Annotated in this window: 21 protein-coding genes and 4 pseudogenes; 12 read left to right on the top strand and 13 right to left on the bottom strand. The window is 71.5% G+C overall.

Annotated features, from left to right (window positions below):
- The coding region (locus tag P1P75_RS24740) for an Lrp/AsnC family transcriptional regulator (RefSeq protein WP_319258916.1) at positions 1 to 427 on the bottom strand (427 nt) is incomplete at its 3' end.
- Between the two features lie 240 nt (positions 428 to 667).
- Between P1P75_RS24740 and P1P75_RS24735 the strand changes: the two genes are divergently transcribed.
- Positions 668 to 1,144 (top strand): hypothetical protein, encoded by a 477-nt coding sequence (locus P1P75_RS24735; RefSeq protein ID WP_319258914.1) that lies wholly within the window; start codon positions 668 to 670, stop codon positions 1,142 to 1,144.
- Positions 1,145 to 1,283: 139 nt separating this feature from the next.
- Here P1P75_RS24735 and P1P75_RS24730 read toward each other — a convergent pair.
- From P1P75_RS24730 to P1P75_RS24715, 4 genes and pseudogenes are all read right to left on the bottom strand, one after another.
- A pseudogene (locus P1P75_RS24730) lies at positions 1,284 to 2,136 on the bottom strand (TerD family protein); the annotation flags it as partial.
- Between the two features lie 69 nt (positions 2,137 to 2,205).
- Positions 2,206 to 2,784 carry a TerD family protein gene (locus P1P75_RS24725; RefSeq protein WP_319258912.1) on the bottom strand — a complete coding sequence of 193 codons (579 nt, stop codon included), beginning with the start codon at positions 2,782 to 2,784 and terminating at the stop codon, positions 2,206 to 2,208.
- A 153-nt stretch (positions 2,785 to 2,937) separates the two neighbouring features.
- A complete protein-coding gene (gene uvrB / locus P1P75_RS24720) occupies positions 2,938 to 5,085 on the bottom strand; it encodes an excinuclease ABC subunit UvrB (protein ID WP_319258910.1) in 2,148 nt (715 codons plus the stop codon).
- Between the two features lie 40 nt (positions 5,086 to 5,125).
- A complete protein-coding gene (locus tag P1P75_RS24715; RefSeq protein WP_319258908.1) occupies positions 5,126 to 5,983 on the bottom strand; it encodes an MHYT domain-containing protein in 858 nt (285 codons plus the stop codon).
- A gap of 277 nt (positions 5,984 to 6,260) precedes the next feature.
- On the opposite strand from P1P75_RS24715, the gene P1P75_RS24710 reads away from it, so the two are divergent.
- Positions 6,261 to 7,133 carry a glycerophosphodiester phosphodiesterase family protein gene (locus tag P1P75_RS24710; protein WP_319258906.1) on the top strand — a complete coding sequence of 291 codons (873 nt, stop codon included), beginning with the start codon at positions 6,261 to 6,263 and terminating at the stop codon, positions 7,131 to 7,133.
- A gap of 50 nt (positions 7,134 to 7,183) precedes the next feature.
- Entirely contained in the window at positions 7,184 to 7,738 is a 555-nt protein-coding gene (locus P1P75_RS24705; protein WP_319258904.1) for a methylated-DNA--[protein]-cysteine S-methyltransferase, read from the top strand.
- Between the two features lie 119 nt (positions 7,739 to 7,857).
- Here the strand turns inward: P1P75_RS24705 and P1P75_RS24700 are convergent, their stop codons facing one another.
- Positions 7,858 to 8,286 (bottom strand): VOC family protein, encoded by a 429-nt coding sequence (locus P1P75_RS24700; protein ID WP_319258902.1) that lies wholly within the window; start codon positions 8,284 to 8,286, stop codon positions 7,858 to 7,860.
- Between the two features lie 102 nt (positions 8,287 to 8,388).
- Between P1P75_RS24700 and P1P75_RS24695 the strand changes: the two genes are divergently transcribed.
- Together P1P75_RS24695 and P1P75_RS24690 are read left to right on the top strand one after the other, a co-directional pair.
- The gene (locus P1P75_RS24695; RefSeq protein WP_319258919.1) at positions 8,389 to 9,294 is read left to right on the top strand and encodes a pseudouridine-5'-phosphate glycosidase; all 906 of its coding nucleotides are present in this window, start codon (positions 8,389 to 8,391) and stop codon (positions 9,292 to 9,294) included.
- A 77-nt stretch (positions 9,295 to 9,371) separates the two neighbouring features.
- A complete protein-coding gene (locus P1P75_RS24690; protein WP_319258918.1) occupies positions 9,372 to 10,289 on the top strand; it encodes a sugar kinase in 918 nt (305 codons plus the stop codon).
- 260 nt (positions 10,290 to 10,549) lie between these two features.
- Here P1P75_RS24690 and P1P75_RS24685 read toward each other — a convergent pair whose 3' ends face one another.
- The gene (locus P1P75_RS24685) at positions 10,550 to 11,344 is read right to left on the bottom strand and encodes a methyltransferase (RefSeq protein WP_319258900.1); all 795 of its coding nucleotides are present in this window, start codon (positions 11,342 to 11,344) and stop codon (positions 10,550 to 10,552) included.
- 291 nt (positions 11,345 to 11,635) lie between these two features.
- Here P1P75_RS24685 and P1P75_RS24680 point away from each other — a divergent pair, with 291 nt between their 5' ends.
- Positions 11,636 to 12,763 (top strand): magnesium and cobalt transport protein CorA, encoded by a 1,128-nt coding sequence (locus tag P1P75_RS24680; RefSeq protein WP_319258898.1) that lies wholly within the window; start codon positions 11,636 to 11,638, stop codon positions 12,761 to 12,763.
- Between the two features lie 24 nt (positions 12,764 to 12,787).
- Here the strand turns inward: P1P75_RS24680 and P1P75_RS24675 are convergent, their stop codons facing one another.
- From P1P75_RS24675 to P1P75_RS24665, 3 genes are all read right to left on the bottom strand, one after another.
- On the bottom strand, positions 12,788 to 13,228 hold the full coding sequence (locus tag P1P75_RS24675; protein ID WP_319258896.1) for a CBS domain-containing protein: 441 nt from the start codon (positions 13,226 to 13,228) through the stop codon (positions 12,788 to 12,790).
- 184 nt (positions 13,229 to 13,412) lie between these two features.
- A complete protein-coding gene (locus P1P75_RS24670; protein ID WP_319258894.1) occupies positions 13,413 to 13,826 on the bottom strand; it encodes a PPOX class F420-dependent oxidoreductase in 414 nt (137 codons plus the stop codon).
- A gap of 189 nt (positions 13,827 to 14,015) precedes the next feature.
- Positions 14,016 to 14,657 (bottom strand): uridine kinase, encoded by a 642-nt coding sequence (locus P1P75_RS24665; RefSeq protein ID WP_319258892.1) that lies wholly within the window; start codon positions 14,655 to 14,657, stop codon positions 14,016 to 14,018.
- A gap of 156 nt (positions 14,658 to 14,813) precedes the next feature.
- Here P1P75_RS24665 and P1P75_RS24660 point away from each other — a divergent pair.
- From P1P75_RS24660 to P1P75_RS24640, 5 genes and pseudogenes are all read left to right on the top strand, one after another.
- Positions 14,814 to 15,351: pseudogene (locus tag P1P75_RS24660) on the top strand (DUF2293 domain-containing protein).
- Positions 15,352 to 15,514: 163 nt separating this feature from the next.
- Positions 15,515 to 15,994 (top strand): anthrone oxygenase family protein, encoded by a 480-nt coding sequence (locus P1P75_RS24655; protein WP_319258890.1) that lies wholly within the window; start codon positions 15,515 to 15,517, stop codon positions 15,992 to 15,994.
- A 129-nt stretch (positions 15,995 to 16,123) separates the two neighbouring features.
- Positions 16,124 to 17,611, top strand: coding sequence for a glutamate synthase subunit beta (locus P1P75_RS24650; RefSeq protein ID WP_319258888.1), 1,488 nt, complete (start codon positions 16,124 to 16,126; stop codon positions 17,609 to 17,611).
- Between the two features lie 106 nt (positions 17,612 to 17,717).
- A pseudogene (locus P1P75_RS24645) lies at positions 17,718 to 17,931 on the top strand (PLP-dependent aminotransferase family protein); the annotation flags it as partial.
- 679 nt (positions 17,932 to 18,610) lie between these two features.
- Positions 18,611 to 19,126: a dual specificity protein phosphatase family protein gene (locus P1P75_RS24640; protein WP_319258886.1), complete on the top strand. Its 516-nt coding sequence runs from the start codon at positions 18,611 to 18,613 to the stop codon at positions 19,124 to 19,126.
- Between the two features lie 53 nt (positions 19,127 to 19,179).
- On the opposite strand, the gene P1P75_RS24635 is transcribed toward P1P75_RS24640, so the two are convergent.
- The 3 genes from P1P75_RS24635 to P1P75_RS24625 all read right to left on the bottom strand — a co-directional run bounded on the left by P1P75_RS24635 (position 19,180) and on the right by P1P75_RS24625 (position 21,241).
- A complete protein-coding gene (locus tag P1P75_RS24635; protein ID WP_319258884.1) occupies positions 19,180 to 19,992 on the bottom strand; it encodes an SAM-dependent methyltransferase in 813 nt (270 codons plus the stop codon).
- Between the two features lie 112 nt (positions 19,993 to 20,104).
- Positions 20,105 to 20,380 carry a DUF397 domain-containing protein gene (locus P1P75_RS24630; protein ID WP_086771366.1) on the bottom strand — a complete coding sequence of 92 codons (276 nt, stop codon included), beginning with the start codon at positions 20,378 to 20,380 and terminating at the stop codon, positions 20,105 to 20,107.
- On the bottom strand, positions 20,381 to 21,241 hold the full coding sequence (locus P1P75_RS24625) for a helix-turn-helix transcriptional regulator (RefSeq protein WP_319258882.1): 861 nt from the start codon (positions 21,239 to 21,241) through the stop codon (positions 20,381 to 20,383).
- 231 nt (positions 21,242 to 21,472) lie between these two features.
- On the opposite strand from P1P75_RS24625, the pseudogene P1P75_RS24620 reads away from it, so the two are divergent.
- Positions 21,473 to 22,156 (top strand): annotated as a pseudogene (locus tag P1P75_RS24620) (ATP-binding protein); the annotation flags it as partial.
- Positions 22,157 to 22,294 lie beyond the last annotated feature (138 nt).

Genomic DNA, 22,294 nt, shown 5'->3' with positions numbered 1-22,294 from the left:
GGCGGGCCTCGTAGGGGGTGGACAGCACGACCGTGGTGCGGGTGGAGACGCCCGCGAGGGCCCTCAGCCGTCCCAGCAGTTCCTCCAGTGCGTGGGGGGTGCCCACGCGGACCTTGAGGATGTAGTTCTCGTCGCCGGCCACGCTGTGGCAGGCCTCGATCTCGGGTACGCCGGAAAGCCGGTCGGCGATGTCGTCGGGCGCGCTGGGGTCGAACGGTTTCACCGAGATGAAGGCGGTCAGAGGCAGCCCGACGGCCTCGGCGTCGACGACGGCCGCGTATCCGCGGATGACGCCGCGCTGTTCCAGCCGGCGCACCCGCTGGTGCACGGCCGAGGTGGACAGGCCCGTGGCCTTGCCCAGGTCGGTGTAACTCATCCGCCCGTCCTTGACGAGCAGCTGCACGATCTGTCGGTCCAGCTCCTCCATGGCGCAAGAACTTACAGGGCGCGCGATCTCTTCGTATACGTATACAGCCCAGGTCATACCGGTTCGTGATGTGTCGGACCGTACGAGCCGATCGGCATCTGCGAGTGGCATGTGACGAACGCCACAGTCCACGCCAAGTCTTCGTGATGCTCCCGTGATTACCGCCGAGACGGGCTGGGAAGTGCTTGCTGTGGTCGAGGCCGCAGCGCCTGAACGGCCCAGCCCGAGGGGGAGAATCCCATGCAGAGCCTTAAGCGTCCCGGTCGTACCGCGCCCAAGCGGTTCCAGCCCACCATCGTCGAGTCCGAGCCGGAGGGCGTCGAACCCGACGGCTTCGACGGCCCTGACGGCTTCGACGACGAGAACGGCGACCACGCCGACGAGTTCGACGCGTACGACACCTTCGAGATGTACCGGGTGATCTGCCCGGACTGCGCGCAGCCCATCGCCCTGCTCGCGGACGAGGAGATCCTGCCGGAGCACGCGCTGTGCGCTTCGCCGTGGAACCCGTTCGGGCTCACCGTCTGTGCCGGCACCGGCCGTACGGCTGCCGAGGCCCGCCCCGCGGACGAGTCGGTGGAGCCCCAGGAGCAGGAAACGGCACTGCTGTTGACGCTCCCTCAGGGGCTGGACTGGCGCACGCAGCCCTTCTCCCACGTCGGCGGACCGGCCTCGCGCCCGATGCGCGTGCCGGCGATGCGCCGTCACGCTGCCTGAGCGCCCGCACCCAACTCCCGTAGCTGCCCCGCGCCATGGCCCGCAGTCCGGCCGTGGTGCGGGATCAGTGTGTCCGGGTCCCGGTCGAGTCGTGGCGGTCGGTTGCCGTCGCGTCGGTGCCGGACCGCGTCAGTGCGGCTCCGGGTCGGGGCCGGACGCCGGGTCGGGGCGGGCACGGGGCCGGTGCCGGACGCCGCGGGCGTGCCCGGCTGGGTGGTGGCCGAAGGGTCCGCGGGTCCGGTCGGGTAGCTCGTCACGGCGTCGGCGGCACCCTGCGGGACCTGGTTGCCCTGGGATCCCTGGTACGGGTCGGAGGCGGCCTGGGGGCCCTGTCCGCCGTACGGGGATGCCGTCTGGTCGGGGCCGAGGGCGGAGGCGGTCGTCCGGCGGGAGCGGTCGCTGTCGGCCGTACGCGACGGTGGGGACGGTACGGAGCGGGCCACGCCCTGGGCCACGGCCTCGTGGATACCGGACGCGAGCTGGTGGGCCTGGGCCAGGCCCTGGTCGGTGAGGAGGTCGGCCAGGCCGCCCGCGTACCCCTGGCCGACCGCGCGGACCTTCCAGGCGCCCTGGCGCCGGTACAGCTCCAGGGCGACGACGGCCGACTCGGGGCCGAGGCCGGTGAGGGTGAAGCCGGCCACCTCGGTGCCGTCGAGGCCGGTGACGGCGACGACGGGGGCCGCGAGGGAGCCGAAGTCGACCGGTCCGCCCACACCGGTGGGCAGGGCGAGCAGGACACTGACACGGTGCACGGTCTCCGCGACGGCGTCCAGGTCCACCGCGAGGCGATGGTCGGCGGCCGCCTGCCGGGAGACCTCGAGACCGGGCAGAGTGGGTGCGCCCGGGTGGGCGACCCACTCCACGCCGTGGATCCTGCCGCTCTCGTCGCTGAGGGTGGCGGCCGCCACGACCGGGGTGCCGGCCGAGACCCTGATCTCTAGGCGGGCTTCGGAGAGCGGGTGGTTCTGGCCCCGCACCAGCTCGGCCGTCATCGCCTGTGGTCCCCCTGCGTCGCGTGTCGTGTTGTCGTGTGCCGCTCGCCCGGCCCGGTCCGGCCGGTTCTAGAGCGCGGGCAGGATGGCCGGCATCAGGTCCTGGAACGTGCGGCCGTTGGCGGGAGTGCCGAGGGCGGTCATGTTCCAGCCCGCGCCGACCCGGTGCACCTTGGCCATGATCTGTGCCGTGTAGGCGCCGCCGCCCGCGAGCGTGTAGCGCGCCAGCTCCTGGCCGTTGGTTTCGTCGACCAGACGGCAGAAGGCGTTCTGCACCTCCTGGAAGGTCTGGCCGGTGAAGGAGTTCACCGTGAAGACGATCTGGTCGATGTGGACCGGTACACGGGACAGGTCGACGAGGATCGCCTCGTCGTCGCCGCCCTGGCCGACGCCGCCGACCAGGTTGTCGCCGGTGTGACGGACGGAGCCGTCGTCGCTCACCAGGTGGCGGAAGAAGACGACGTCGACAGGCTGCTTGTCCGCGAAGAGGACCGCGGAGGCGTCGAGGTCGATCTCCCGGGTGCGGGAGCCGAACAGGCCGCGCCGGGGGGCAGCCTGCCAGCCGAGACCCATGCGCACCGCGGTCAGGCTGCCTCCGTCGGCCTTCTGCAGACTGATGGCCTGACCCTTGGTCATGTTGACGGTCACGCGCTGATTCCCCTCTCGGACTGTCCCCTGTTGCCGCGGTCCCCGCGGTTGACCAAAACCCTACGCAACGGCACTGACAGTGCCGTACCCAGGACCGCACTTTGTGTCGTTCTTGCAACACAGGGCGTACGGCGGCCGGGTCCGCCCGGTCCGTCAGGCAAGGCCGGCCTCCTTCATCTGGCGCAGTTCCTTCTTCATCTCGGAGACCTCGTCGCGCAGTCGGGCCGCGACCTCGAACTGGAGGTCCGCGGCGGCCGCCCGCATACGCGCCGTCATCTCCTCGATCTGCCCGGCGAGTTCGGCCGCTGGGCGGTCGGTCGGGACCGTCTCCCTGGCCTTCCCCCTCGCGGACTTGGCCGACGTCGCACCCTTGGCCGCCTTGCCGCCGAGGGAGGGGACCGGCGCCTTGGTGCCGCCGCCGTCCTTCTTCGCACGGTAGCCGGAGCCCAGGAGCTGCTCGGTGTCGACCTCCTCGCGCGCGATCTGCGCGACGATGTCGTTGATCTTCTTGCGGAGCGGCTGCGGGTCGATGCCGTGCGCCGTGTTGTAGGCGATCTGCTTCTCGCGGCGCCGGTTGGTCTCCTCGATGGCCCGCTCCATGCCCGGGGTGATCTTGTCGGCGTACATGTGGACCTGGCCGGAGACGTTGCGCGCGGCGCGGCCGATGGTCTGGATCAGCGAGGTGCCGGAGCGCAGAAAGCCCTCCTTGTCGGCGTCGAGGATCGCCACCAGGGACACCTCGGGCAGGTCGAGTCCCTCCCTCAGGAGGTTGATGCCGACCAGTACGTCGAACTCGCCGGCCCGCAGTTCGCGCAGCAGCTCGATGCGGCGCAGGGTGTCGACGTCGCTGTGCAGGTAGCGCACCTGGATGCCGAGTTCGAGGAAGTAGTCGGTGAGGTCCTCGGACATCTTCTTGGTGAGCGTGGTGACCAGGACGCGCTCGTCCCTCTCGACGCGCGTGCGGATCTCGTGCACCAGATCGTCGATCTGGCCCTCGGTGGGCTTGACGACGATCTCGGGGTCGATCAGACCGGTGGGGCGGATGATCTGCTCGACGACGCCGTCCCCGCGGGAGAGTTCGTACTTGCCGGGCGTCGCCGACAGGTAGACGGTCTGTCCGATGCGCTTTTGGAACTCCTCCCACTTCAGCGGGCGGTTGTCCAGGGCGGAGGGCAGCCGGAAGCCGTGGTCGACGAGGGTGCGCTTGCGGGAGGCGTCGCCCTCGTACATGGCGCCGATCTGGGGGACGGTGACATGGGACTCGTCGATGACGAGCAGGAAGTCGTCGGGGAAGTAGTCGATCAGGGTGTTCGGCGGGGAGCCGGGCTCACGGCCGTCGAAGTGCATCGAGTAGTTCTCCACGCCCGAGCAGCTGCCGATCTGGCGGAGCATCTCCAGGTCGTACGTGGTGCGCATGCGCAGGCGCTGGGCCTCGAGGAGCTTGCCCTGCTTCTCGAGTTCGGCGAGGCGCTCGCCCATCTCCTTCTCGATGTCGTTGACGGCGCGCTCCAGGCGCTCCGGGCCTGCCACGTAGTGGGTGGCGGGGAAGACGTACAGGTGCTCGTCGTCGCTGATGATCTCGCCGGTGAGCGGGTGGAGGGTGGACAGCGCCTCGATCTCGTCGCCGAACATCTCGATGCGGACGGCCAGCTCCTCGTAGACCGGGAAGATCTCGATGGTGTCGCCGCGGACGCGGAAGGTGCCGCGGGTGAACGCCGTGTCGTTGCGCGTGTACTGGATGTCCACGAAGCGGCGCAGCAGCTGGTCGCGGTCGATCTCCTCGCCGACCTTGAGGGTGACCATCCGGTCCACGTACTCCTGCGGCGTACCGAGGCCGTAGATGCAGGAGACCGAGGCGACCACGATGACGTCGCGGCGGGTGAGGAGGGAGTTGGTCGCGGAGTGGCGCAGGCGCTCGACCTCCTCGTTGATCGAGGAGTCCTTCTCGATGTAGGTGTCCGACTGCGGGACGTACGCCTCGGGCTGGTAGTAGTCGTAGTACGAGACGAAGTACTCCACCGCGTTGTTCGGCAGGAGCTCTCGGAACTCGTTCGCCAGCTGGGCGGCCAGCGTCTTGTTCGGCGCCATCACCAGGGTGGGGCGCTGGAGCTTCTCGATCATCCACGCGGTCGTGGCGGACTTGCCGGTGCCGGTCGCGCCCAGGAGGACGACGTCCTTCTCACCGGCCTCGACGCGCTTGGCCAGTTCGGCGATGGCCGCCGGCTGGTCACCGCTGGGCTGGTAGGGGCTGACGACCTCGAAGGGCGCCACCGTGCGTTCGATGTGGGAAACGGGCCGCATGCCATCCACCGTACGACCCACCACTGACAATGCGGTCCGATCAGCGGTTCTGCGGGGTCCGGCTCTCGTGGAGGGCCACCTTGCGGCGGGTGCGGAGCCGGGTCCGGCCGACGGTGTGCGGGTGGGCCGGGACGCCGGGCCTGTGCTCGGCGGGGGTCCACTCGGGCTTGCCCATGACCATGAGCGGGTCGAACATCACCACGACGCCGGCGAGGCAGAGGAAGGCGAGCGGTCCGATCAGCATGGGCGCGAGGAGACCGGCGGGCGAGTCGCCGGCGGACGGCGTGCCCGTCGTGTGCAGGTCGACGCTGAGGGCGGCCATGCCCGTGTAGTGCATGCCGGTGACGGCCAGCCCCATGACGAGGCTGGCGCCGACGCTCCACAAGAAGCCCCTGACCTGCCCGGCGGCCCACAGGGCGGCGGTGGCGGCGGCCATCGCGATGGCCACGGAGACGCCCACGGTGAGGGTGTTGTACTCGAACTTGCCGTCGAAGCGCATGCCGGCCATGCCCAGATAGTGCATCGACGCGATCCCGAGGCCGGTGATCGTGCCTCCGGTGAAGAGCGCGGTGCCGGTCGCGCCCCTGTAGCCGACGATGAGGATCCCGACGCCCACCATGACGACGGCGACACCGAGGCTGGCGTAGGTCATGGGCTTGTCGTAGTGGATCGGGGCGCCCGCTATCGAGAAGCCCATCATGGCGACGAAGTGCATGGTCCAGATGCCGGAGCCGATCGCGGCGGCGCCCAGGGCGAGCCATCCGGGGCGCCAGGAGTGGGCAACGAGCAGCGCCCTGGTCGTGCAGCGCAGGCCGAGGGCACCGCCGAGGCAGGCCATGAGGTAGGCCACCAGCGGTGTGACGAGTCCGTAGCTGAATCCGTCGACCGTGCCGTGCATGCGCGGTTGCCCTTCCGCCCTGTTGCTGGAATGCGTGGAACGCGCCCTCCACCCACGACCGCGCGAACGGTCAGGGGTTGACGCAGAGCAGTATGACTGCCACCGGAATGGTCGAACGATTTTCCGGCAAAGAAACACGGCCCTGCCCCAATGTGCGGCATCCGTGAAGCGGTTCCGGCCGTCAACCTTCATCCCGTGGTCCTCCTGCGCCCACCCACTGGTGACCCTCTGCTGTCACAGTTGAGCCGTATGTGACCGGCCGACACGAGGAGTATTCATGCACGCGCGCGCAGTTGCCGCGGTGACCACCGCGCTGATGGGCGTCGTCGCCCCCCTGCTCCCCGTCCATGACGCACGGGCCGGCATCGTGGGACGACCCTCGGTGATCGCCCACCGGGGTGCTTCCGCCCACGCGCCCGAGAACACCCTGGCGGCCGTCGACGCCGCCGCCGACCTGGGAGTTCGCTGGGTGGAGAACGACGTCCAGCGCACCAAGGACGGCACGCTCGTGGTGGTCCACGACGACAGCCTCAGCCGGACCACGGACGTCGAGGAGGTCTTTCCGGAGCGCGCCCCGTGGAAGGTGAAGGACTTCACGGCGGCAGAGGTGGCTCGGCTCGACGCGGGCAGCTGGTTCGGCCCCGGGTTCGCGGGCGCGCGCGTGCCGACGCTCACGGAGTACCTCCGTCGGGTCGAGTATCACGACCAGAAACTGCTGCTGGAAGTGAAGAACCCCGAGCTGTACCCGGGGATCGAAGGGGACACCCTCAAGGTGCTCGCCGACGAGGGATGGCTGGACGGGGAGCACCTCACCGGCCGGCTGATCGTGCAGAGCTTCAGCGCCGGCAGTCTGCGGGCCGTCCACGACCTGGAGCCGTCGGTGACGACTGGCCTGCTCGGCAAGCCGGCGGTGCGGGACCTGCCCGGTTACGCGGCCTTCGCCGACCTGATCAACCCCTCGTACGTGTCCCTCACCGCCGGGTACGTCTCCGCCGTGCACGCGGTCGCGGGGCCCCACGGCAGTCCGCTGAGGACCTTCGTCTGGACCGTCGACGACGCCTCGACGGCCCGGACGATGGCCGGCTACGGCGTCGACGGCATCATCACGAACAGGCCCGACGCGGTGGCGCGGGCCCTGTACGGGAACTGACGTCGCGACCGGGCCCCGGCGTTGTCAGTGGCGGGTCGTACCGTGGGCGCATGGACAGCCATGGGCAGTACGAGCAGCAGGTCGTGTGGGCCGTCGTCGGCACCGGCATCGGTCCGCTGCTGCTGGCCGCGACCCGCGAGGGCCTGGTCAACGTCGTGTTCCACGCCGACGAAGCCGTGTGTGAGAAGGCACTCGGCCGCCTCGCGGACCGGCTGGGCGCGAAGCCCGTCGAGTCGCCCGACTCGCCACTGCTGTCCGAGGCGATAGGCCAGGTCCGCGCGTACTTCGCCGGTGAGCGGCACGATTTCGCACTGCCCCTGGACTGGTCGCTGATCTCCGGCTTCAACCGTCAGGTGCTGCGCGAGCTGGCCTCCGGCGTCCCGTACGGCGCGGTCGTGGGCTACGGCGCTCTCGCCCAGCGCGTGGGGCAGCCCGGTGCCGCACAGGCGGTGGGGGCGGCGATGGGCGCCAATCCCCTGCCGGTCGTCGTGCCCTGCCACCGGGTCGTGGAGAGCGACGGCGGAATCGGCGGCTTCGGGGGCGGCCTGGAGGCCAAGCGCAGGCTGCTCGCCCTGGAAGGGGTCCTGCCCGAACCGCTGTTCTGAGCGGCCGTCCCGCCCGAGGTGTACGACGGCTGTGCCGGTCGCGAGCCGGATCCTCGGCGGGCTCGGGGGCAGGACCGGCGGGACACCTCCGAACGGGGCGGGGCGGGCGTACCGGTGCGTCAGTCGTAGTGCCGGATCTCGACGACGTTGCCGTCCGGGTCGCGGAAGTAGAGGCTGCGGGTGGCCTCGCCACGGGCGCCGAAGGAGCCGTGCGAGACGTCCGAGACGGGGACGGCGTGCTCGGTCAGGCGGGTGTGGAGGGCGTCGAAGGCGGTCCGGGGCAGGGCGAGGCAGATGTGGTTCACGGGGTGTCCGGCGCTGTCGGCCGCGCCGGAGAGCATCGTCATGCCCTTCACCATGGTCAGCGGCATGAGGTCGAGGAGAGTCCCGTCGTCGACCCGGACGGAGGGGAAGGGCTCCTCGCCCGCGGCGAACGCGTCGAGCCGGACAGGCGCCAGGCCGACGATGTTCTCGTAGAAGTCGGCCGCGGCGAGCGGGTCGCGGACCCACAGGACGACGTGGTCCAGGCGAGGCAGGTTGTCGGTCATGCCTTCCAGGCTGGTGTCGTCCCCCACAGGCCGCAAGGGTTTGACCGGGCGCGCCGCCCGCCAGGGATGAGGGAAGACCGACGGACAGGAGGCGGGCACGTGGTGCTGGTGGTGTCGGAAGAGGTACGGGAGGCGGTCGACGCGCGTCGACCCGTGGTGGCGCTTGAGTCCACGATCATCGCCCACGGGCTGCCACGGCCGCGCAACCTTCAGGTGGCGCGGGAGCTGGAGGCGGTGGTGCGCCAAGAGGGTGCCGTCCCGGCGACCATCGCCGTGCTGGACGGGCGGCCCCATGTCGGCCTCGACAAGGAGCAGCTGGAACGCATCGCCAACGAGGACGGGATCCGCAAACTGGGTCACCGTGACCTGCCGCTCGCGGTCGCCTCGGGGGCGAGCGGGGCGACCACGGTGTCGGCGACCTCGCTGCTGGCCGCGCTGGCCGGGGTGCGCGTGTTCGCGACGGGCGGGCTCGGCGGGGTGCACCGTGAGTGGACGGTCACCCAGGACGAGTCGGCCGACCTGGGCCTGCTGGCGCGCACCCGCATCACGGTGGTGTGCGCGGGGGTGAAATCGATCCTGGACGTACCGGCGACGCTTCAGCGGCTGGAGACGCTGGGGGTCGCCGTCGCCGGGTACGGCACGGATCGCTTCCCCGGCTTCTACCTGTCCGACTCGGGGCATCCGGTGGACTGGAGGCTGGAGAGTCCCGGCCAGGTGGCCGACGCGATGCGGGCTCAGGACTCCCTCGGCGTACCGGAGTCGGCGCTGATCGTCGCGAATCCGGTGCCCCAGGACGAGCAGTTGGATCCCGCGCTGCACGCGCGTGTGCTCGCGGACGCGCTGGAGGCCTGTGCGGCGGAGCGAGTCACGGGCCAGGCCGTCACGCCGTTCCTGCTCGACTACCTGGTCCGTCACACCGAGGGCGCGTCGCTGAGCGCCAACCTGGCGGCGGTGCGTGGCAACGTACGGCTGGCGGGGCGCATCGCCTCGGCGTGGGCCGGGGCGTGACCGGGAGTCCGGGCGGACCGGACCACGGCTCCGGCGGCTCGGAGCCGGGACCGGGCGCCGCTCACGGGCGGCGCCCGCTGCTGGTCGTGGGGGACATCGTCACCGATGTCGTCGCACGTCACCGGGGACCGTTGGCCTCCGGGACGGACACGGCCGCGCTGATCCGGACCCTGCCGGGCGGAGCGGGCGCCAACGTGGCGTGCTGGGCGGCCCACTGGGGATGTGCGGACGTGCGGCTGCTCGGCCGGGTCGGTGCGGAGGCGGCGGCCTGGCACGAGCGGGAACTGGTCGCCGGCGGCGTACGGCCCTTGCTCGTCGTCGATCCCGAGGCGCCGACCGGGACGGTGATCTGCCTGGTCGACACGGGGGCGGCGGCCGAGCGGACGTTCCTCACCGACAGCGGCGCCTCCCTGCGGCTCGAACCGGACGACTGGTCGGACATGCTGCTCGACGGAGTCGCCCGGCTGCATCTGTCGGGCTATCTGCTGTTCTCCGCGTCGGGGCGTGCGCTGGTGCGCACGGCGTTGGCCTCGGCACGTGCGCGTGGAGTGCCGGTGAGCTTGGATCCGGCGTCGGCGGGGTTCCTGGGGGAACTGGGCGCCGACCGGTTCCTCTCCCTGGTGCGGGACGTGGACGTGCTGCTGCCCAGCAGGGACGAGGCGTGTCTGCTGACCGGGATCGCCGACGGGGCGGAAGCGGCCGCCGAACTCAGCCGCCGTGTGCCCCTGGTGGTGGCGAAACAAGGAGCGGACGGGGCTGTGGTGGCGCGGGACGGCGCCGTCGTCGCCCGGGTCCCGGCCGTCCCGGCGGCACCCCGTGACACCACGGGGGCGGGTGACGCCTTCACGGGCGCGTTCCTCACCGCCCTGCTCGCGGGCGCGGAGCCCGCCAAGGCCGCGGCCGAGGGGTGCGCGGCGGGCGCGCTGGCGGTGGAGCGGGTAGGCGGCAGACCACCGACGCCCACGGGGGTGGTGGAGACGACGCGCGCTCGGTGACGGCACCGCTCCGCCGGTCCCGGTCCAGGAGAGGTGGTGGGGACACGGCTGCGGGTGTCGGCGTACGACGGGGCCGGCCAGGACCGGCTGCCCGGAGTCGGCATACGAGAGGGCCGGACCGACTGCCCGGTGCCGGCCTACGAAAGGGCCGGACCGACTGCCCGGAGTCGGCCTACGAAAGGGCCGGGCCGGACCGACTGCCCGGAGTCGGCCTACGAGAGAGCCGGACCGACTGCCCGGTGCCGGCGGTCTGGCCTGGCCTATGCCTTTCTCCCCCACGCCGAGATCATCGGTGCCGTCGCGAGGTCCATGCCGCCGGAGGCGACGTGGGCGAGGTGGCGGTCGATGTCCTCGTCGGTCGCCAGGCCCGCGGCCACGAGGTCGGCGCGGATCTGGCGGACGGTCGCGGATTCCAGGGCGGCGCAGGCGGGCGAGGTGAGGGGGAAGTGCGCGTCGGCCTCGACGCCGCGCAGTCCTGCCTCGCGGAGCAGGCGCGGGAGCCTGCGGCCGTAGGAGAGGTCGGCGCCGCGGTCCGCCAGGAGCTTGCGGAACCCGTAGCGCAGGCGGTTCGCCAACTGCTGCTCGGGGCCGTGCTCGTCGGGGCAGAGCAGCGGCTGGAGGGCCGGGTCCGCGTCCTCCAGCAGGAGCCGGCCGCCCGGGCGCAGGGCCTTGACCATGGAGCGCAGGGCCCGTTCCCGCTCCGGGACATGGACGAGGACGAGCCGTGCGTGGACCAGGTCGAAGCCCTCCGCGGGCGGCTGCTCGGCGCCGATGTCGTGCACCCGTACCTCGACGGGCGGGCGGGCGGCCCCGGTCAGTCGTGAGACGTCGATGTCGGTGGCGACGACCTTGCCGGTGGGGCCGACCTTCTTCGCCAGCCAGGACACCACCGAGGTGCCGCCCGCGCCGACCTCCCAGCACCGCCAGCCGGGGCCCACACCCAGGCCGTCGAGGTGCCGGAACGTCGTGGGGTCGAAGAGGGTGGCGAAGGCGTCGAAGCGCTCTCCCGCCTCGGTCCGCTGATTGTCGAGGAGGTACCGGCCTGTTCGCGTCATACGACCGATCATCCCAGTTGTCCTGGTTTCTCCGGAGGGCGACGCGACCGCGATGCGGCGGCCGAAGGCCGCACGCCCGGCGAGGGAAAGGGATGGAAGTCCGCACCCGCGGGCAGACCCCCATCAGGCCCCGTACAGGCCCCCGTCAGGCACGATTACGGGTTTTCCACAGGCGGGAACAAAGCGGAACGTCCCCTGTCCACAGGCTTACCCAGGGTCTGCCCGAGACTGGCACACTGACATGCCAGGGCGTGAGCACACGCACGGGGGGATCCACTGGAGGAGGTCCGGATGACCATGGCGGGGAATCTGCGGAAGGTCACTGGCCTGGGCGGAGTCGGCGGCCTGCGCAGGGTGGCGCGCCTGGCCCGCCGACGTGTGCGTGTCGATCTGAGCCACCCCGCGCGGTCCCCGCTCGGCTCCTCGGTGGTGAACTGCGTGACGTACCGCGAGGGAACCCGCGCCCCGGTCGGCGGCGATCTGGTCGACACCGTGGAGCGGATGCGCAAGAGCGGGCACGGTTTCGTCTGGCTCGGGCTCCACGAGCCGACGAACGCGGAGTTCGCGGGCATCGCCGGCCTCTTCGACCTGCATCCCCTGGCCGTCGAGGACGCGGTCGAGGCCCATCAGCGCCCGAAGGTGGAGCGGTACGGCGAGAGCCTGTTCGCCGTGTTCAAGACCGTCTGCTACGTCGAGCACGAGCAGCTCACGTCGACGAGCGAGGTGGTCAACACCGGCGAGATCATGGTGTTCGTCGGCCAGGACTTCGTCATCACCGTGCGCCACGGCCGGCACGGATCGCTGGGTCCGCTGCGCGAGGAGCTGGAGTCCGATCCCGGCCAGCTCGCCAAGGGACCGTCGGCGGTGCTGCACGCGGTCGCGGACCACGTGGTCGACGAATACCTCAACGTCATCGACTCCGTCCACGCGGACATCGACCAGGTCGAGACGGACGTCTTCGCGGAGAACGGCGCGCGGGCCGACCCCGGGCGCATCTACCAGCTCAAGCGCGAACTCCTGGAGCTGAAGCGAGCGGTGGTTCCGCTGAGCCGGCCGCTCCAGGATCTGGCGGCCCGGCCGATGCGGGTGGTGGACCCCGAGATACAGGCCTACTTCCGGGACGTCTCCGACCATCTGCTGCGCGCCACGGAACAGATCTCGGCCTTCGACGAACTGCTCAACTCGATCCTCCAGGCACACCTCGCCCAGGTCACCGTCGCCCAGAACGAGGACATGCGGAAGATCACCGCGTGGGCCGCGATCGTCGCCGTACCGACGATGATCTGCGGGGTCTACGGAATGAACTTCGACCACATGCCGGAGCTGCACTGGAAGTACGGCTACGGCATGGCGATCGGGCTGATAACCGTCGCCTGTCTGTCCCTGTACCGCGGCTTCCGGCGCAACGGCTGGCTCTGAGGGGGCGGTTGCCGGCGGACGGCGTCAGGTGCCGGCGGTGCCGGTGCCGGTCCTGGCGTAGACGCTCTCGGCCCACGAGGCCATCTGATCGTCGCTCAGGTGCTGGGCGAGGTCCGCCTCGCTGATCATGCCCACCAGGCGCTTGTTCTCGATCACCGGCAGCCGCTTGATCTGGTGCCCCTGCATCTCCTGGAGCACCTCGCTGACATCGGCGTCCGCGTCGACCCAGCGCGGGGTTCCCTTGGCCAGCTGACCGGCGGTGACCTTGGCGGGGTCGTGGCCCATGGCCACACAGCCCACGACGATGTCGCGGTCGGTGAGGATGCCGCAGAGCCGTTCGTTCTCGTCGCTGATGGGCAGGGCTCCGACGTTGAGTTCGCGCATCAACTGGGCGGCGCGGTCGAGGGTCTCGTGGGCGGGGATCCACTGGGCGCCCCGGTGCATGATCTGTCCGGCGGTGGTCATGGTGTACCTCCCGGTGCGGGACGGTCGGCGCGACGCGGTGTGCGCCACTGTCCCGGCGCCCTGCACTCTCGTGTCCCGGCGTCCCATTCTCGCCGGGCCGGCCGCCGACCGCACGTCCGGCAGAAGGCGGAAGCCGGCAGGCAGCAGGCAGCGCAGGGCCCGCCGCCTCGGCAGGGTTCAGGGTTCAGGCGGAGAACCCGACGACCTTCCGCGGCACGACGCGGATGATCAGGCGCACTTCGTCGGCCTTCTCGGCCGGCGGGTCGATGCCGAGGTACTTGTGGGACAGCTCGTGCGGGAGACGCTTGTCGTCGTCGGGGAGGATCTCGGCGGTGCCGCGGATCTCGACCGAGGTGTAGGGGTCGGCGAGGTCGAAGACCGAGAGGCTGATGCGGGGGTCACGTCGGAGGTTGCGCACCTTCTGTCGTCCGTCGGTGGAGGAGAACAGGACGGTGTCACCCTCGCGTTTGATCCAGACCACCGAGTTCTGGGGAGCCCCGTCGGGGCCGAGCGTCGCGACGGAGGCGAAGTTCCTGCCGTCGAGGAGGGTACGGACCGAGGCGTCGAGGGACACGGGGGCGCTGGAGGAGATCGTCATGACAGCACTCTAATTGCATGCACGTGCATTTAACGGGAGGTTGCGGCAACACCGCCTCGCGAACCGGTGGCGGATCAGCCACGAATCAGCCGCAGTTCACCCCGGATGACCCGCAGCTCACCCCGGACGACCCGGAGATCACCCGGTTGACCTGCTGATCACCCGGATCACCCGGATCACCACTGATCATCACCCGTTCCACGCCGGATGCCGGGGATCGTCCGCGCGGATCAGCACGTCGGCCGCCACCGCCGGATCGGTCTCCTGGTCGTAGCGCTCGAAGGCGGGCAGCGTCCACCGGTCGGCCTCGGGCGTGCGGCGGAGCAGCGCGGGCGGGGACAGGAGGACGTGAACCGTCAGGTCGAAGGGGAACCAGTGCCGCAGCAGGAGAGGGCCGTGCAGCAGCAGGAAACCGCCGGGCGGGAGTTGGACATAGGGGCTGCGGGTGGCGCGGTCGGTGACCGGGTCCCACAGGTCGGGCAGGATCCGTCCGTCGCCACCGGATTCGAGGGGGCCGAACACCTCACGCCACAGGGCGCCGGTGTCGAACCAGCCGTCGTAGTAGGCCTCGACGTCCTGGCGGCCGTACTCCAGGCGGACGGAGGCGGGGCGCAGGAAGCCCTGCGTGTCGACGACGCGGGAAGGGCGGCCGCGTGTCCGCAGCATCTCTGCGACGCGTTCGGCGAGGTCGCCTGGGCGGGCCGCCGGGGCGCCGTCGAAGGCGATGCGCGGCCAGGGGCTCCCGTCCTCCGGCTTCAGGTCGAGCAGGCGGTCGGCGAGGAGGTCGCCGAGCCGTTCCCAGGTGATCGCTTCGAGTCGCACATGGCCCATGATGCGACACACACCGTTGCGAACGCGTCGCGCTCGCGGATGCCGCCGGCGGCAGGCGGGCGCGGGAGGCCTGGCGAGGCCCGCCATGCGCGCCCGGCGTGCCCCAGGTGCGCCGGCGTTGTCATACGCAGACCCGCGAGGGGGAATGCAGCCGGTATGCAGGCCGCCTCAACTCCCCTGGCCCCTGTCGGGCTTGTCGTGATCCAGCCGTCGCGGCGGCGGCACTGCGCCGGGTGCAGGCGGGGGCCGCTGCCGATGCTCGTCGTCGAGGACCGGGCGCCGTACTGTCTCGGCTGCGCGGACCTGGGGCATCTGGTGTTCCTGCCGCGCGGTGACACCGCGCTCACCCGCAGGGCGCGGGAGGAGAGCGGGCTCTCGGTGGTCGTCGTCCGGTTCAACCGCCGCAAGGGGCGCTATGAGCGGCAGGGGGTCCTCGTCGAGGAGGCGGGGCTGGCGCGGGCGGAGACGCGCTGCCTGGCGGACGCCGAGGCGCGAGGACGGCGACGGGCGGGCGTTGTCCGAGGGGGCGGTCGTCTCGGCGGTCGTGGCGTCCGTACGGCATCTGGACACCTCGTACGACGGGCTGCTGATGGGTGGAGTGCCGCGGCGGCTGGCGCGGCGGCGGATCGCGGCGGGTGTGGAGACGGTGCTGCGGGAGTGGGGGTGGGAGACGGAGGCCGGCGCCGGTCGCTGAGGTGCGGACGATCGAGGCGGGAAGCGGGGCGGTCCCCCGCCCTGGACGTTCGCGTATGCGTCAGAGGCTCTCGGCGATGGTGGCTGTTCACGCGGGCGACTTGACTGGTGGGGACGGACGGACAGAAGACGGCCGGGTGCCCGGCCGGGGGTGGGAGGACGACATGATCGAAGGACCGTATTTCGTGCTGGTGGCGCTCGGCGCGCTGGGGACCGGGCTGGTGGCGGGGGTCTTCTGCGGGTTCTCGGTCTTCGTGATGAAGGGACTGGCCTCGCTGCCGCCCGCGCAGGGCGCCGCGGCGATGAAGGCGATCAACGTGGCGGCGGTGAGGCCTGCGTTCATGCTCCTGTTCGTCGGCTCGGCGGTGCTGTGCGCGGTGATCGCCGTGGTGACGTTCGTGCGGTGGCCGGACGAGGGGGCGGTGGAGCTGCTGCTGGGCAGCGCGCTGTATCTCTTCGGCTCGTTCGGGGTGACCGCGGTGGCGAACGTGCCCCGCAACAACGCGTTGCTCGCGCGGGCCCCGGACACCGCGGAGGCGGCCGCCTACTGGCCGGTGTACGTGCGCGAGTGGACGGCGTGGAACCACGTCCGCACGGTCGCCTCGGCCGCCGCCGCGCTCACCTACGTGCTGGCTCTGACATGAGCGCCGGGCACGCGCGCAGCAAGCGCTGTCCGGCGCCCTGCGCGGGGCGGGGAGGGGACGTATCGTGGCCGCAAGAGTGCCGCCCGATGACGCACGGCCCCGTCGCACGCGCACGCAAGGAAGACGGCCATGGCCGATCCCAAGGGTTTCATGACCACGCCCCGCCAGGACTGGCCGCGCAGGCCGGCCGGGGAGCGGGTCCGCGACTGGGACGAGGTGTACGTCCCCGGCGCGCTGCTCCCCATCATCAGCGAACAGGCCGACCGCTGCATGGACTGCGGTGTCCCGTTCTGCCACGAGGCCTGCCCGCTCGGCAATCTGATCCCCGAGTGGAACGACCTGGTCTCGCGTGCGGACTGGCGGGCGGCGAGCGACCGGCTGCACGCGACGAACAACTTCCCCGAGTTCACCGGCCGGTTGTGTCCGGCGCCGTGCGAGGCGGGGTGCGTGCTGGCCATCAACCAGCCCGCCGTCACCATCAAGAACGTCGAGGTCGCCATCGCCGACCGGGCCTGGGCGGACGGACTCACCCCGCCCCGGCCGCCGGACCGGCTGTCCGGGCGGACGGTGGCGGTGATCGGCTCCGGACCCACCGGCCTGGCCGCCGCCCAGCAGCTGACACGGGCCGGGCACACGGTCGCCGTCTACGAGAAGGACGACCGGATCGGCGGGCTGATGCGGTACGGCATCCCCGAGTTCAAGATGGAGAAGCGGCACCTGGAACGCCGGATCGAGCAGATGCGGGCGGAAGGCACGAAGTTCCGTACGTCGACGACCATCGGGCGGGACGTCATGGCCGACGATCTGCGGACCCGCTACGACGCCGTGGTGATCGCCACCGGAGCCACCGAGTGGCGGGAACTGCACGTACCGGGGCGTGAGTTGACCGGCATCCAGCAGGCCATGGAGTACCTGCCGCTGGCGAACCGGGTGTGTGAGGGCGACCTGGAGCGGTCCCCGATGTCCGCCGCCGGCAAGCACGTCGTCATCGTCGGCGGCGGCGACACGGGCGCCGACTGTCTGGGCACGGCGATCCGGGAGGGCGCCGCGTCGGTGACCCAGCTGGACATCTACGCCCAGCCGGGCGCGGAGCGCGACGAGGACACCGACCCCTGGCCGACGTACCCGAAGATCTACCGGCTGTCCGCGGCGCACGAGGAGGCGCGCGATCTCGCCACGGCGCCGGCCGCAGACGCGGACGCGCGCCTCTTCGCGGCGTCCACGCTCCGCTTCACCGGTGACGAGAGCGGGCACGTCCGGGCGCTGCACCTCGTCGAGGTCGACGAGAAGCGGCGGCCCGTGGAGGGCACCGCACGCGCGCTCCCCGCCGATCTGGTGCTGCTCGCCCTGGGCTTCTCCGGGCCCGACCGCGACGACGGGCTGATCGAACAGCTGGGGCTGGCGCTGGAGCCGCGCGGCACGATCGCGCGGGACGCGGACTTCGCGACGAACGTCCCCGGCGTGTTCGCCGCCGGGGACGCCGCGCGCGGACAGTCGCTGATCGTGTGGGCGATCGCGGAGGGACGGGCCGTCGCCGCTGCCGTGGACCACGCCCTGACGGGAAGCTCACAGCTGCCGGCGCCGATCGGACCGTACGACCGGCCGATGAGCGTATAGACGAGCGCAGCAGCGGCGCGCGGCCGATGAGCGCAGGGAAGACGCGCGGCCGGTGAGCGCAGCACGAGCGCAGGGAAGACGCGCGGCCGATGACCGTACCGCGGGCCGGCGGCCGGTCGCTTCAGTGGGACCCCGAGCACGTGATCCACCTCGGCTCGGTCAGCAAGAGCCTGTCGCCGGCTCTGCGGCTGGGCTGGATGGTGCTGCCGCAGCGGTACGTGGGCGCCGTCCTGGCGGCCAAGGGCGACCGGGAGGCATGGGCGAGCGTCCCGGACCAGCTGTGCCTGGCCGACTCCGTCGTCTCCGGGGCGTACGACCGCCGGGGAGGACCGGCAGCCCGGCTCGCGCCGCGCGCGCGAGCCCTGCCGGTGGTCACGACGGTCGGCGGACGGCCCGCCGCCGACCCGCGCCTGCTCGCCTGGTTCCGCCGAGGCACCGTGGCCGGCGCTGCTCAACCCGGCGCCGGGGGCACGCCGGCTCGGCGCGGCCTGGCGGGTGGGCCGGCTGGCCTCGGCGCTGCCGGATCTGGCGACGGACCTCGTCGCGGACATCGACCGCCGTCTCGCCGGGATCCGGTCCCCCACGGGGCTCACCGCCCCCGAGCTCTCCACGGAACTGCGGTGGACGCGCAAGGTCCTGATGTCCCTGCACGCCCAGGAAGCCCTCGCCGGTGCGCTGCTGCGTGAGCCCCCCCCCCCAAGAGCCGCATCGCGGCCGGTGCCGCCATCGCGGCCCTGGCGGACGCGCGGGCCCGGGGAGTCCCGGACGCCCAGGTGGTCGCCACGGACCCGGTCGTACCGGCGCTCACGGTCCCGAGCCTGCGGGGCGACGGCCGGCTGCCGGGCCCGTCGGAGAGAACCGGCTGTTCGGCGGCGATCGTGCTCGCCCCCGCTCCGCGACGGCGGAGCGGTGCCCCGCACACTGCGGGAGGGCCGACGGCCGACGAACCCGTGGTGATCACTCTCGAACCCGCCCTCGGCACCGGCCGGAACGCGCACCGTGCGGGGTGTCCACCACCTCCAGCCGGTGGACACCGAGGGCAGGCTGTGGCGCGGCGCGGCTCCCAGTATCTCTGGATACCGCGCGCTGGCGGGCATGGGCTTCACCACCGTCGTCGATCTGCGCGCGGAGGATCTGAGCGCCTCGCAGCTCGCCAAGCCCAGCGAAGCCGGGCTGAACGTCGTGCCCATGCCCATCCGGGACGGCCAGACGCCCGAGCCTGAGCAGGTACGACGCTTCCCCGGCGTCGTCGCCCAGGCCCCGGGGCCGGTGTTCGTGCACTGCGGCGCCGGAGTCGGCCGTACGGGCACGATGGCGGCGGCGTATCTCGTGCAGAGCGGGGAGAAGTCGTCGACAGCCGCGGTCCGGCGCAACCTCGCGGTCGGGCCGCCGCCGATCGAGCAGATCTCCTACGGGCTGCGCCTCAGCCAAAGCGAGGCCGAGCAGCCGCCGCTCCCGGTCGTCGCGGTCAACCGCCTGGTGGACGCGCCGCGCCGCATGTGGTCCTGGATCTGACCGGCCGGCGACGGGGCGTCACGCGCGTGTGACGCCCCCGGCACGCCGCCCGCCTACGGCTTGCGCGCCACCGCCCCGTAGCCGGGGATGACGCCGTCCTCCTGGCCCGGCACCGGCTCGCCGAGTTCGGGGTGCCACTCGGGCACCACCGCGACCCCGGGTTCGACCAGTTCCAGCCCGTCGAAGAAGCGGCCGAACTCCCCGCGGGAGCGCAGCGCCAGCGTGACGCCTGCCGCCTTGAGCTTCTCCGTGGCCGCCGCGGACTCCTCCGGGGTGAAGTCGGCGGTGGCGTGGGTCATCATCAGGTAGCTGCCCGAGGGGACTTCGGCCAGCAGCCGGCCGACCAGTTCGTGCGCCCCGTCCTCGTCGGGGACGAAGTGCAGCAGCGCGATCAGCGACAGCGCGACCGGCCGCTCGAAGTCCAGGATCTTCCGGGCGCCTTCGACGATGGTGGCCGGGTCGCGGACGTCGGCTTGAAGGTACTCGGTGACACCCTCGGGCGTGCTGCGCAGCAGGGCGGCCGCGTGGGCCAGGACGATCGGGTCGTTGTCGCAGTAGACGACGCGGGCGTCGGGCGCGACCTGCTGGGCGACCTGGTGGAGGTTCGGTTCGGTCGGGATGCCCGTGCCGATGTCGAGGAACTGCCGGACGCCGTTGCCCGCGAGCCAACGGGTGGCGCGGTGCATGAACGCCCGGTTGACCCTGGCCATCACCGGGACCCTGGGATCGAGCGCCAGCATCTGCCGGCCCATCGCCTCGTCCACGGGGTAGTTGTCCTTGCCGCCGAGGTACCAGTCGTACATCCGTGCGGGATGGGGCTTACTGGTGTCGATCCCGACAGCGCCGGTGGGGTCCTGCCCGGTCATGAGGAACTCCATAAGCAAGTGACGCGAATAATGATCAAGTCAGTACCAAAATAAGGAATTTGAACAAGAAGTCGAGCACAGTGCGCGCAGGGAGAAGGAACGGGTGGGTGGTTCAGGACAACAGGAAGTCCGCCTCTCCCGCCTTCGCTCCCTCGATGAAGGCCGTCATCTCGTCGGAGGTGTAGATCAGCGCCGGCCCGTCGGGGTCGGTGGACTGGCGGACGGCGATCCGGCCGTCGGCGAGCTTCATGGCCTCCAGGCAGTTGCCTCCGTTGCCGCCGCTCCACGGCTTGTGCCAGCCCTCGCTGCCCAGTTCCCTCGCGGGCATGCCGTTGTAGATCCGCTGAGCGCGGCCACGCGGCCTGGTCGGGGACTTGATGCGTTCCATTCACAGCTCCTTGCGGAGATCCCGGAGGATCTCCTTCGTGCGATGTGCCGTAGCGGCCTGCGCCGCCATGCGGTCCATGACCTCCAGGTGGGTCGCCACCTCGGTGCGCGCGTCCAGGTAGACGGCGCCGGTCAGGTACTCGCTGTAGACCATGTCCGGAAGTTCGGGCATGGCGAATCGGAACAGCACGAAGGGCCCGTACGTGCCGGGGTGCGGCCCCGAGGAGAACGGGGCCACCTGAAGGGTCACGTTGGGCAGCTTCGTGGCGTCGAGCAGTTTGTCGATCTGTGCGCGCATCACCTCCGGGCCGCCCACCGGGCGGCGCAGCACGGTCTCGTCCATGACCACCCACAGCCGGGGCGCGTCCTCACGGGTGAGCAGTTCCTGGCGTTGCAGTCGCAGGTCGACGTGGCGTTCGATGTCCTCCGGCCGGGTCTGGCCGATGGCCCCGGACTTCAGCACCCCGCGCGCGTAGTCCTCGGTCTGCAGCAGACCGGGGACGAAGTGGGGTTCGTACTGGCGGATCAGGGCGGCCGCGCCCTCGAGACTGACGTGCATCGAGAACCAGCCGGGCAGCACGTCGTGGAAACGCTGCCACCAGCCGGGCTTGTTGGCCTCCTCGGCGAGCTGGACGAAGCCCTCGGCCTCCGCGTCGGTGACGCCGTAGGACTTCAGCAGCAGTTGGAGGTACGGAATCTTGAGGGAGACCTCGGCCATCTCCATACGGCGGACGGTGGCGGGTGCGACACGGAGGATGCGGGCGGCTTCCTCGCGCTTGAGCCCGGCTCGTTCCCGCAGGTCCAACAGGCGCCGGCCGAGGACGACCTGCCCCACGGTCGGCGCGGACCGCGGTTCGCTCACGCTCCACCTCCACGAAGAGCCGACCGACGGGCCACTGGGCCCGGCCGGCCGGTCACGAAAAGAATCCCGACAGCCCTGCGGCGCCACGCGAAGACCCGAATCGAAGATCCGTACGAACAGGAATACGGATCTCCGGTGATCCCAACTGGCGCCGCCCGAGGTGCTGTTCCGTGCAGTGTGCCACGGCGCTTCACCCCGTCACACAGCACTCTGCATTTTCCAGAGTGACACTTGCCAAGTGTTCACGGCGGGGCGATAGTGGCAAGCGTGATTCCGTCCGCGCCCTTAGGAACAGACGCCGCCGCAGGCCACCCCCAGGGTCTCGGTGCCGATGGGGGTATCCCCACTCGAGCGCACTCGAGCGTGGGGGAGTCAGGCCGCGACCGGGCGGCCGCCGAGCGCCGGTTCCGGTTCGAGCTGGCCGCGCACCCGGGTTCTCCGGCGCAGGCCAGACGCCTGGCGCGGGCCCTGCTGACCGGCTGGTCGGTCTGCGAGGACACTTGCGACACGGCCGCCCTGGTCATATCCGAGCTGGTCACCAACGCCATCGTGCACACCGCGAGCGGCGTGGTCGTCTGCGAGCTGTCCGACGGCGTCGACCTGGTGCGCATAGCCGTACGCGACGAGGGCTGCGCGCCCGGCGAGCCGCACCCCTCGCCGCAGCGCCCCGACGAGGAACACGGGCGGGGCCTGTTTCTCGTCGACGCCCTCTGTCACTCCTGGGGCGCCCTGGAGCATGGCTCCGGCCTGCTGGTCTGGGCGGACCTGCCCCGGCAGGCGCAGGCCTCCCCCGCGTACTGCGACGAGCGGTGTGAGGACCCCGCCGCCGACGCAGGTTCGGCCTCCGCGCCCCGTGCCGACCTCGGCTGGGGCGCCCGTCCGAAGCCGGGCCCGGCCGACGGCTCGGACGACGAGGGCGAGACCCCCGCCGAGCAGGGTGATCACGGCGACGCGATGCACAGTGGCCCCGGCCCCGGCCCCGTCGAGCAGGCGCCCAGGGCGCATCCCACGGAAGCCCACCTCTGCGGCCCCCCGTACCGGCCCCACCACACC

The organism is Streptomyces sp. ID05-39B, from assembly GCF_033794725.1.
Classification (GTDB): Bacteria; Actinomycetota; Actinomycetes; order Streptomycetales; family Streptomycetaceae; genus Streptomyces; species Streptomyces bobili.
The sequence above is the reverse complement of the archived record's forward strand: the minus strand, read 5'-3'. Positions and strand labels throughout refer to the sequence as shown.

What these genes read in the sequence shown, in the direction of transcription:
- uvrB (WP_319258910.1), bottom strand. Translation starts at nt 5,085, where the DNA reads ATGCGGCCCGTTTCCCACATCGAACGCACGGTGGCGCCCTTCGAGGTC.
- P1P75_RS24735 (WP_319258914.1), top strand. Translation starts at nt 668, where the DNA reads ATGCAGAGCCTTAAGCGTCCCGGTCGTACCGCGCCCAAGCGGTTCCAG.
- P1P75_RS24680 (WP_319258898.1), top strand. Translation starts at nt 11,636, where the DNA reads ATGACCATGGCGGGGAATCTGCGGAAGGTCACTGGCCTGGGCGGAGTC.
- P1P75_RS24665 (WP_319258892.1), bottom strand. Translation starts at nt 14,657, where the DNA reads ATGGGCCATGTGCGACTCGAAGCGATCACCTGGGAACGGCTCGGCGAC.
- P1P75_RS24635 (WP_319258884.1), bottom strand. Translation starts at nt 19,992, where the DNA reads ATGACCGGGCAGGACCCCACCGGCGCTGTCGGGATCGACACCAGTAAG.
- P1P75_RS24710 (WP_319258906.1), top strand. Translation starts at nt 6,261, where the DNA reads ATGCACGCGCGCGCAGTTGCCGCGGTGACCACCGCGCTGATGGGCGTC.
- P1P75_RS24705 (WP_319258904.1), top strand. Translation starts at nt 7,184, where the DNA reads ATGGACAGCCATGGGCAGTACGAGCAGCAGGTCGTGTGGGCCGTCGTC.
- P1P75_RS24655 (WP_319258890.1), top strand. Translation starts at nt 15,515, where the DNA reads ATGATCGAAGGACCGTATTTCGTGCTGGTGGCGCTCGGCGCGCTGGGG.
- P1P75_RS24715 (WP_319258908.1), bottom strand. Translation starts at nt 5,983, where the DNA reads ATGCACGGCACGGTCGACGGATTCAGCTACGGACTCGTCACACCGCTG.
- P1P75_RS24670 (WP_319258894.1), bottom strand. Translation starts at nt 13,826, where the DNA reads ATGACGATCTCCTCCAGCGCCCCCGTGTCCCTCGACGCCTCGGTCCGT.
- P1P75_RS24630 (WP_086771366.1), bottom strand. Translation starts at nt 20,380, where the DNA reads ATGGAACGCATCAAGTCCCCGACCAGGCCGCGTGGCCGCGCTCAGCGG.
- P1P75_RS24685 (WP_319258900.1), bottom strand. Translation starts at nt 11,344, where the DNA reads ATGACGCGAACAGGCCGGTACCTCCTCGACAATCAGCGGACCGAGGCG.
- P1P75_RS24650 (WP_319258888.1), top strand. Translation starts at nt 16,124, where the DNA reads ATGGCCGATCCCAAGGGTTTCATGACCACGCCCCGCCAGGACTGGCCG.
- P1P75_RS24700 (WP_319258902.1), bottom strand. Translation starts at nt 8,286, where the DNA reads ATGACCGACAACCTGCCTCGCCTGGACCACGTCGTCCTGTGGGTCCGC.
- P1P75_RS24675 (WP_319258896.1), bottom strand. Translation starts at nt 13,228, where the DNA reads ATGACCACCGCCGGACAGATCATGCACCGGGGCGCCCAGTGGATCCCC.